This window comes from Mucilaginibacter sp. (genome assembly GCF_036383575.1).
Taxonomy (GTDB): domain Bacteria; phylum Bacteroidota; class Bacteroidia; order Sphingobacteriales; family Sphingobacteriaceae; genus Mucilaginibacter.
On record NZ_DASVOB010000380.1, the window covers coordinates 1 to 8,993 of the forward strand.

The following is an 8,993-nucleotide window of genomic DNA, read 5'->3' on the forward strand; positions in this document are numbered from 1 at the left end:
GTAGCTGATCGGCAGGCAAATCAATCACTTCATCTTTCGGATTACAATTTAAAAAATTAAAGTTGTCAAAATACCCCGACCTCAATAAAAACGACTGAATAAAAGAACTTGAAAAGTTGATAATGTACCCATCAACAAAGCCCTCAAATTCCCACGAATGCACTTGCCCCGGAACCATGAAGTAAATTTGCCCGGGTTCTACGCCGAAGCTCTCAAAGTCAATGGTATGTGAACCGCCACCATCGGTAAACAATACCAGGTGATAAAAAGAATGACGGTGCGGGAAGAAAAGGTTTTTATGGGCATCCAAATAAGTAGCAAACCTGCTGATGAGAATATCATCCTGCTTTATATCATCAGCCAGTGTGCAAATATCAATTGTTGGAATGCTTTGTAACATGACACAAAACTACACACTATAGCTTTGTCCTTAATGGTACTATTTTTATTTTGTATGGTACTAATCAACGATTAGTACTTTTTACTGACATATCACGTCCATTTCTGGATGATATCTTCCAGGCGCTCAAAAGTAAAGGGTTTGCTTACAAAATCCTTCATACCGGCCTGGGCGCATTCTCGTTCATTTTCGCTGAGCACATTGGCTGTCATGGCAATAATGGGCGGTGCCCCTTCCCCGTGTTTTTTTAATATATGACGGGTAGCCTGTAAACCATCCATTTCGGGCATTTGAATATCCATGAATATCAGATCGTAGTTACACTGCTCAACCATATTTACAGCAGCCAGCCCGTTTTCGGCAATATCAATACTATAGCCAACCTTTTTGAATATTTTACTGGCTATCAACTGGTTCATTTTATTATCCTCGGCCAGTAGAATGCGTAAAGGCCGGTATTGAAACGCTTCCTTTTCGCCGGGTTGCATCTCCAACTCAGCGGCGCTATAAGTTACCTGTAAGGGCAAGGTAAAGCTGAACAATGAACCCTCAGCTTCCTTACTCTCAACCCAGATCCTACCCTGCATCATTTCAACAAGCTTTTTGCAGATGGATAAACCCAGCCCCGTACCGCCATATTTACGTAAAGCGGTGGTGTTTACCTGCGTAAATGGTTTAAATAATTGCGCTAAAGCTTCTTCACTTATCCCAATTCCATCGTCTTTCACGCTGAAAGTTATTTCCTGGATATTATTTCTGATCTCGGATGCCGTGACCCGTAAGGTTACCGAACCTTCGTCTGTAAATTTAATGGCGTTCCCTATTAAGTTCACCAGGATCTGCTGAAGCCGGCCCTGATCTGCTATAACATAGTTAGCTACACTATCATCAACCTGGTAAGTTAGCTTTAATGGCTTATGCAGCGTGGTGATTGCCGGCTCGGTGATTTCAATTACTGTTTTTATGCAGTTACGCAAATGTGTTGACACCGGGTGAAGGATCAGCTTATCCGCTTCGATCTTTGAGATATCCAGGATATCGCTGATGATATTGATGAGCAAATTACTGCTCGATTGTAAAGTTTGAAGCAGTTCCTGCTGCTCGGGCAGTAAACTGGTGCGGGAAAGCAACTGGGCAGTACCTATAATACCGTTAAGCGGCGTACGGGTCTCATGGCTCATGTTGGCCAAAAAGTTCGACTTGGCAAATGTGGCCGCCTCGGCCTGGTCGCGCGAGGCCGAAAGTTCAATTTGCGAGGCCTGTAACTCTTCACTTTTACGGATCAGGTCGCGCTTATCGGTTTCATGGCTCTTTTTTATAAAACCCACCAGCAGCCCAACAATTAAAATGTTTGTTACTGCGGATGTGATCAGATCAGATTCTTTTGCTGCAGGGCTGCTATAGGGTTGTACTAACTCGGGGAAATGCTTTTCAACATAGTAACATCCTAAGAATATGGCTATTAAAGCGCCTATAAAAATATAATGGTATCTCTTCTTTACAAGCAGGGTGATCAATACAATAAAGAAAACTCCCGAAAGGGTTGTTGATCCGCCTATGCCGCCATTGTAAAACCAACCCGGAACAATTGCTGCCAGGCCAAAGCAGATATAAATTACAGCGACATCCTCCTTATATCTGACAAACCGGCTCCGGTAAAAAGCCCAGCCCGACATCAGGATCACAAAAAGCTGGACAAGCTCCAATTTGTAACTTAAGCCTAAAAACAAATTACAGATCAGCGAAAAAATGCTGCTGACACAAATGAATAACGTAAGCGCATTAAACAGTTTGTTCTCCAGCGACAAATCAGGCTTGCCGTAGCCAATAACCCGCTTCAGCTTTTCCATTTAAAATAAAAAATTAATTAGAGAGAACCCGTTATACTCAAAAACAGAGAGTTCTGTTTAGTAAATAAAGTATTTTTTAGGAAATGTTTAAAACTTTAGTGTTTAAAAAAAGCAAAAAGAAGGGCTTTGTTGTTTAATAATTAAATTAAAAAAACGGTGTAATTATTAAGCAATGCAAAAGCCACTTTTAGTATAACCAGGCAGCTAAAAACAAACAGCACACCCTTCGGTTGAAAAGTGTGCTGTTAAAATTATTAATGAATATTTAATAAGCGCTGGCGGTATTCAGCGCTTCGATAGTTTCATCGCTCAGCTTCAAATTGGCAGCTGTGACAAACTCTTTAAGCTGATCAAGATTGGTGGCACTTACAATAGGCGCCGTTACACTTGGCCGTGCAATTAACCAGGCCAAAGCAATTGCCGACTGGCTTACGTTGTACTGAGCAGCGGCCTCATCAAGCGCTTTCAATATTTTAAAGCCGCGTTCATTAAGATACTTTTTAACCGAACGGGCCCGACTGCGCCCCTGCAGGTCACTTTCCGAACGGTATTTCCCGCTTAAAAAACCACTGGCTAATGAAAAATAGTTAATCACACCAATATTTTTCTCCTTCAAAAAAGGCTCATAGGTGGTTTCATATTTCTCCCTGTCAAAAAGGTTATATTCCGGTTGGAGGGTTTGGTATGCGATGAGCCCCTTTTCAACGCTCACCTTTAAAGATTCGTGCAAACGCTCAACCGACATATTGGATGTGCCTATAGCACGGACTTTACCCTCCTGCACTAACTGGTCATAAGCGCGCAGGGTTTCTTCAACCAGCGTTGAAGGGTCATCGTAATGGCTCTGATACAGGTCGATATAGTCAGTCTGCAGCCTTTTCAACGAGTCTTCGGCAGCTTTGATAATATAATCCTTTTTCAAACCCTTTCTTTCCGAATCCAATTCCGAACCCACTTTTGTAGCAATAATGACCTGATCGCGCTTGCCGCTTTGCTTTAACCAATTGCCTATCTCCGTTTCCGATTCTCCCCCTTTATTGCCTTCAACCCAGCGGGTGTATACATCGGCGGTATCAATTGTGTTAAAACCGGCATCTAAAAACGCGTCCAGTAAAACAGCGGTATCATTGCCTTTAACAGTCCAACCAAAAACGTTACCGCCAAAAACCAGTGGTGCTGTATATAGTTCGGATTTGCCTAATTCACGCTTTTCCATATGTTGTTATTTTTTATAAAAAGATGAATTAAGCCGCATTTGTTTGTCAGCTAAATGAAATAACCTGGCGCTTATTTGTAACAAAACTGAATTAAAAACGACAATGCATCGCTTAAAACTAAGTACATTTGCCCTTTGTTAAATTAATATAATGGCTAAAGTTTCTATCAACCTGGCAACAGGCTCATTACAAAAAGAAGAGATCATTGTAGGTATCGATCTTGGCACCACCAATTCGCTGGTAGCATTTATCAATCCTGATAAAAACCCGCAGGTAATTAATGATGCAGGCAAAGGTGTATTAGTGCCCTCTGTAGTGCATTTTGGCAATACCGGTGATGTACTGGTTGGTAATGAGGCAAAGGAATTTCTGATAACTGATCCGCAAAACACCATATTTTCGGTTAAGCGTTTGCTGGGCCGCAGTTACCACGATATTGAAAACTATAAAGACTTTTTTAGCTATAAAGTAATTGACGACGATACCGAAAGCCTGGTTAAGATCAAAGTAGGCGATAAATTCTACACCCCTATTGAGTTATCGGCCCAGATCTTGAAAGAGCTTAAGGCCCGCGCCGAACATGCCCTTAAAACCCCTGTTAACCGTGCTGTGATCACTGTACCTGCCTACTTTAATGATTCGCAGCGCCAGGCCACCCGCGATGCAGGTAAACTTGCAGGGCTCGATGTTTTACGCATAGTGAACGAACCTACAGCCGCAAGTTTGGCGTATGGTATAGGCCTCAACCCCGAAGAAACAAAAACCATAGCAGTTTATGACCTTGGCGGCGGTACTTTTGATGTATCTATACTGCAGATCCAAAACGGCATTTTTGAAGTGCTGTCAACCAATGGCGATACCTTTTTAGGCGGCGACGATTTTGACCGCATTATTGTTGATTACTGGATCGAGAAAAACCAGCTTAACAGAGCAGAAGTACTTGCCAATACCGAACTGGCTCAACAACTGCGCTTAAAAGCCGAAGAAGCCAAGAAAGCCTTTGCTCACCAAAGCTTGGTTAACGATAAAATAGGCGATATCTGGTGTACGCTTGACCGCACTACTTTTGAAGAACTAATATTACCCAAAGTACAGCAAACCATTACCAGCTGCCAAAACGCGCTTAAAGATGCTAAACTAACCATCGACCAGATTGATGAGGTGGTTATGGTTGGCGGATCAACCCGTACATCTTTGGTGAAACGTATGGTTGCCGAATTTTTTGGTCGCCCGGTGCATGATGATGTAAACCCTGATGAGGTGGTTGCATTAGGCGCTGCCATACAGGCTGATATTTTGGCCGGTAACCGTAAAGATATTTTACTGCTTGATGTTACCCCCCTATCCTTAGGTATTGAAACTATGGGTGGTTTAATGGATGTGATCATCCCCCGCAACTCTAAAGTGCCAACTAAAGGCGGCAGGCAATACACTACATCGATAGATGGACAGGTAAACATGAAAATTGCTGTTTACCAGGGAGAGCGCGACCTCATCAAAGAAAATCGTAAACTGGCCGAGTTTGATTTGAAAGGTATCCCTTCTATGCCGGCGGGTTTCCCTAAAGTGGACATCAACTTTTTGCTTAATGCCGATGGCATCCTTACCATACAGGCTATTGAGCTTCGTTCGGGCGTAAAACAGGAGGTTGAGGTAAAACCAACCTACGGCATTACGGACGAACAGGTGGAGCAAATGCTGATGGACAGCATTACACACGCCAAAGACGACGTTAGCCAGCGGATGCTTATTGAGGCACGTACCGAAGGCGAGCAAATGGTTTATACTGTTGAACGCTTCCTGCAAAAAAATGCCGACTATGTTTCTATTACAGAAATAGCCGACACAACCAAACTGCTTCAGAAATTAAAAGACGCGCTAACCAGCGGCGATAAAGACCTGATATTGAAAAGCATTGATGAGGTTAACGAGTTTACCCGTCCCTTTGCCGAACGGTTGATGGATCAGGCTATAAGCACAGCCATGCGGGGCAAGAGTATAGAATAGGCACAGATATTGCTTATCAACACAAAAATCTTAAAATTTGAAAAGGACAATATCTGCTTTCGCCCTGTTTATTTTTATTGCCGTTACTAATACGGCCTGTGCTGCAACCCGCAAACACTTTCGCGATACTTCTGCAAAGTCGTCAATGCTGGATACTTTAAAGTACGATTCGTTGATGAAGAAAATCGCCAATGGCGATAAAAGCGGACGCTGGCCGGTAAAAACCAAAGAGTATCCCCTGCCCGGTGCTATTTTGCCCTATAACCGCATTGTAGCTTTTTACGGGAACCTTTATTCAAAAAACATGGGCGTGCTTGGCCAATATCCACGTAAAACCATGCTTAATAAATTAAAAGAAGAGGTTAAAAACTGGGAAAAGGCAGATACAGCTACCAGCGTGGTACCGGCCTTGCATTATATCTGTGTAACCGCCCAGGCCGATGCCGGGCGCAACGGTCTGCATAACTTGCGGATGCCCTTTAAACAGATAGATACTGTATTAAGCTGGGCCAAAAGCATCAATGCTATTGTATTTTTAGATATACAGGTTGGCTTCAGTACGGTACAAACCGAGTTGCCTTTATTGGAGAAATATATGAAGATGCCAAACGTTCATTTAGGTATCGACCCGGAATTTTCTATGAAGGAAGGCAGTGTACCCGGCAAGCGGATCGGCACTTTTGATGCCGATGATATCAACTATGTAACCGGCTATCTGGCCAAATTGGTAAAAAAGAATGACCTGCCACCCAAAATATTTGTGGTACACCGCTTTACCAAACGTATGGTGACCAACTATAAAGATATAAAACTAAGGCCAGAAGTACAGGTTGTAATGGATATGGATGGCTGGGGCGGCCCGGAACTTAAAAAAGGCACTTACAAATACTTTATTTCTGAAGAGCCTGTTCAATTTACCGGCTTTAAATTGTTCTATAAAAACGATATCAAGAATGAGCCGCACAGAATGCTTACCCCTAAAGAGGTATTGAGCCTGAAGCCTGCTCCTATTTATATTCAGTACCAGTAAATATTTAACATTGAGATTAAACAAGTTTCATAGATTTAGCGGGACTAAGCTTTATCCATGAAACTTGTACATAAATACATTCCTGCCCTTTTCCTGATTACATTAGCAAGTATTTCATATGCTCAGAGTGGATTGCCCGCTGTTAACAGTACGGTTAACAGGCAAAACATGGATCTGCAAATGGGAAATCAAACACCCTTTGCCATGTGGTCGTTCTGGAGCAATAACAATAAAAGCACCAATAATCCTGAATACACGTTTCTGGTGACCATGCTTAACGGAACAAAAAAGGAAGTCAAGTCCAGAATTTATGTAGATACATATGCCCATAAAAGTTACCTGCTATTTGTTGATCAGTCATTATCCAAGGCAGATACAAACAGGGAACAGGTAATCTACCCCGAACAAACAATTGAAATAGCCCGGAATATAGCAGCTCTGTCAACTAAAAAGCAAGCTCAAATTGTTTCGGCACCAAACTATTATACAGGTATTGCTAAAGATAGCTGCTGGATGTTCAAGTTTATAAGTGGTCATATCAATGCCTACTCTCTTTTAAGTGAGCCCGAAGGGAAAATGTTCAACCCTAAATCCATAGTTGCCATTCAGCTTAATAACGGGGCAATTGTTCAATACAACGAGGAAAATCTGAGGGCAATGGTTGGTGATGATCCTGATGCTATTGAAAGCATCCAATGGAAAAATTATCTCCAGGCGATAAAGAGGTATAACCGGAATACAGAAAGGGCTAAGAAGAAGGAATAACTGGAGTTATAGTAAGGGCTTATCATAGCTTTATTTGTTATATTGGTAGTATGGAATATCAGGAAGAAGAAATAGACTATGATAAGCAAATAGAACTTGCCGATGATGAAATAGCGGGCGGAGACTTTGTTAAACATGAAGACGTTGAAAAACTATTCCAAAAAAGAAGAGAAAATCTTTGATTTGAATGTCGATTCGGTAACAGAAAAATCCCCGGTTCCCCGGGGATTTTTCTGTTTTGTCTTATTTCCCTAAAGCTTCCTGCTCTTTCAGGGCAGCTATATTGTTGCTGTCACTATAGCTTGCGGTTTGATTGGCAAAGTCTTCAAGGATGGCCGCTATCGTGTCCAGGTTTTCTGATACACGCTGGTGCATATCGGGCAGATCCCTTTCCAGGCGTTTATCGCCAAGGTCAATATTATCAACTTCTATCTTGGTCAATTTGGTAATGATAGCTTGTTGACTATTTTTAAGGTCTTCCAATTCATGGACAATTTTTTCCATCAGTCCAAACTTCTTTAGCTTATCCATAATAGGTGGTTTTAATGATTAATTATAAATCTAACCACCTTAATAAAAAATTGTTTCAGATTTGGAATTGCCACCCATAACTAATAACTTAGTTTAACTAAATGTTTAGTTATGAAAAACTTATTTATAAGCCTGCTCCTTACCTTATCAGTATTGCAATTACATGCACAGCAAAGCGCAAATGATTCACTCCTGCTTGATTATTATCAAAACCAGCGTTTTGCAGATGCAGCCGATTATCTCAAAAAGACATATCCAGAGCCCGTTACGGATCTTAAGGCATTGGCTAAACTGGCCTATACATCAAAAATGGCCTCACGCCTGCCTGATGCCGAAAATTATTACCAGCGCATTTATGCTACCGATACAACCAGTCTTACTAACCTCTATAACATGAGTGAGATCATTAAAAGGCGGGGTAATAATAAAAAAGCGTTGGCCTATGTAAAAAAGATCCTGCTGAAGGACACTACCAACTTTGATGTATATAAACAACTGGCAGACCTATCACAAAATATAGGCGATATAGGGGGAAGCATCGTGTACCTGCAAAAAGCCAATAAACTCAATCCGCTTAATCCTGATGTGGCGTATGACCTGTCGTCATTTTACATCAACCTTAAACTATATGGCAATGCCGAAAATGTGATTGACAAAGCTCTTGTTGCCGATACCGCTAATTTACTGCTCCTGAAAGGTAAAGCACAGGCATCCTATGCCTTAAAAAGATACCCGGTAACCATTGCTATCACCAAAAAACTAATGGATGCAGGCGAACAGGCCGGCAGTATTGTATCTATGCTCGCCACCTCCTATTACATGACCGCCAACTATCCTGATTGCATCAAAATCTTCAAAACGTTAGAAGATGGCAATACCGGCACCGAAGCTTCATATTACTACACTGCCATGAGCTACAAAGCTTTACATAACAATACAAAAGCTATTACCTATTTAGACAAAGCCATTGAAGAAGCCATATCTACTGGGGTAAGTTCGTACTACAGCGAAAAAGGTGACTCGTACGACCGTCTGCACCAGCTGAAGAGTGCAGTTGAAGCCTACCAGAAAAGTTTACTTTACAAACCCGATCCGATCACCTATTATGCCCTTGCTACGCTCTACGACACAGAACTGAAGAACAAAGCTACAGCCATCAAATACTACAAAAAATACCTGGCAAGTAAACCAAA

9 protein-coding genes are annotated in these 8,993 nt (G+C 41.8%); 5 read left to right on the top strand and 4 right to left on the bottom strand.

From position 1 onward, the window contains the following. The 3 genes from VF500_RS13215 to VF500_RS13225 form a co-directional block, all read right to left on the bottom strand. A partial coding sequence (locus tag VF500_RS13215; RefSeq protein ID WP_330860118.1) for an AraC family ligand binding domain-containing protein occupies positions 1 to 400 on the bottom strand: 400 nt, incomplete at its 3' end. Positions 401 to 492: 92 nt separating this feature from the next. Continuing rightward, positions 493 to 2,250 carry an ATP-binding protein gene (locus VF500_RS13220; protein ID WP_330860119.1) on the bottom strand — a complete coding sequence of 586 codons (1,758 nt, stop codon included), beginning with the start codon at positions 2,248 to 2,250 and terminating at the stop codon, positions 493 to 495. Between the two features lie 265 nt (positions 2,251 to 2,515). Further along, complete coding sequence (locus tag VF500_RS13225) at positions 2,516 to 3,466, bottom strand: aldo/keto reductase (protein ID WP_330860120.1); 951 nt, start codon at positions 3,464 to 3,466, stop codon at positions 2,516 to 2,518. Positions 3,467 to 3,617: 151 nt separating this feature from the next. Between VF500_RS13225 and hscA the strand changes: the two genes are divergently transcribed. Genes hscA through VF500_RS13245 form a run of 4 tightly spaced genes read left to right on the top strand, consistent with a single transcriptional unit; the run spans position 3,618 to position 7,451 of the window. After that, positions 3,618 to 5,474 carry a Fe-S protein assembly chaperone HscA gene (hscA, locus tag VF500_RS13230; RefSeq protein ID WP_330860121.1) on the top strand — a complete coding sequence of 619 codons (1,857 nt, stop codon included), beginning with the start codon at positions 3,618 to 3,620 and terminating at the stop codon, positions 5,472 to 5,474. Between the two features lie 37 nt (positions 5,475 to 5,511). After that, positions 5,512 to 6,504: a hypothetical protein gene (locus tag VF500_RS13235; RefSeq protein WP_330860122.1), complete on the top strand. Its 993-nt coding sequence runs from the start codon at positions 5,512 to 5,514 to the stop codon at positions 6,502 to 6,504. Positions 6,505 to 6,561: 57 nt separating this feature from the next. Beyond that, positions 6,562 to 7,269 (top strand): hypothetical protein, encoded by a 708-nt coding sequence (locus VF500_RS13240; protein ID WP_330860123.1) that lies wholly within the window; start codon positions 6,562 to 6,564, stop codon positions 7,267 to 7,269. Positions 7,270 to 7,319: 50 nt separating this feature from the next. After that, the gene (locus VF500_RS13245; RefSeq protein WP_330860124.1) at positions 7,320 to 7,451 is read left to right on the top strand and encodes a hypothetical protein; all 132 of its coding nucleotides are present in this window, start codon (positions 7,320 to 7,322) and stop codon (positions 7,449 to 7,451) included. Positions 7,452 to 7,512: 61 nt separating this feature from the next. On the opposite strand, the gene VF500_RS13250 is transcribed toward VF500_RS13245, so the two are convergent. Beyond that, positions 7,513 to 7,800 carry a hypothetical protein gene (locus VF500_RS13250; RefSeq protein WP_330860125.1) on the bottom strand — a complete coding sequence of 96 codons (288 nt, stop codon included), beginning with the start codon at positions 7,798 to 7,800 and terminating at the stop codon, positions 7,513 to 7,515. A gap of 111 nt (positions 7,801 to 7,911) precedes the next feature. Between VF500_RS13250 and VF500_RS13255 the strand changes: the two genes are divergently transcribed. Beyond that, positions 7,912 to 8,993 (top strand): tetratricopeptide repeat protein (locus VF500_RS13255; RefSeq protein ID WP_330860126.1); only part of this gene is annotated, 1,082 nt, incomplete at its 3' end.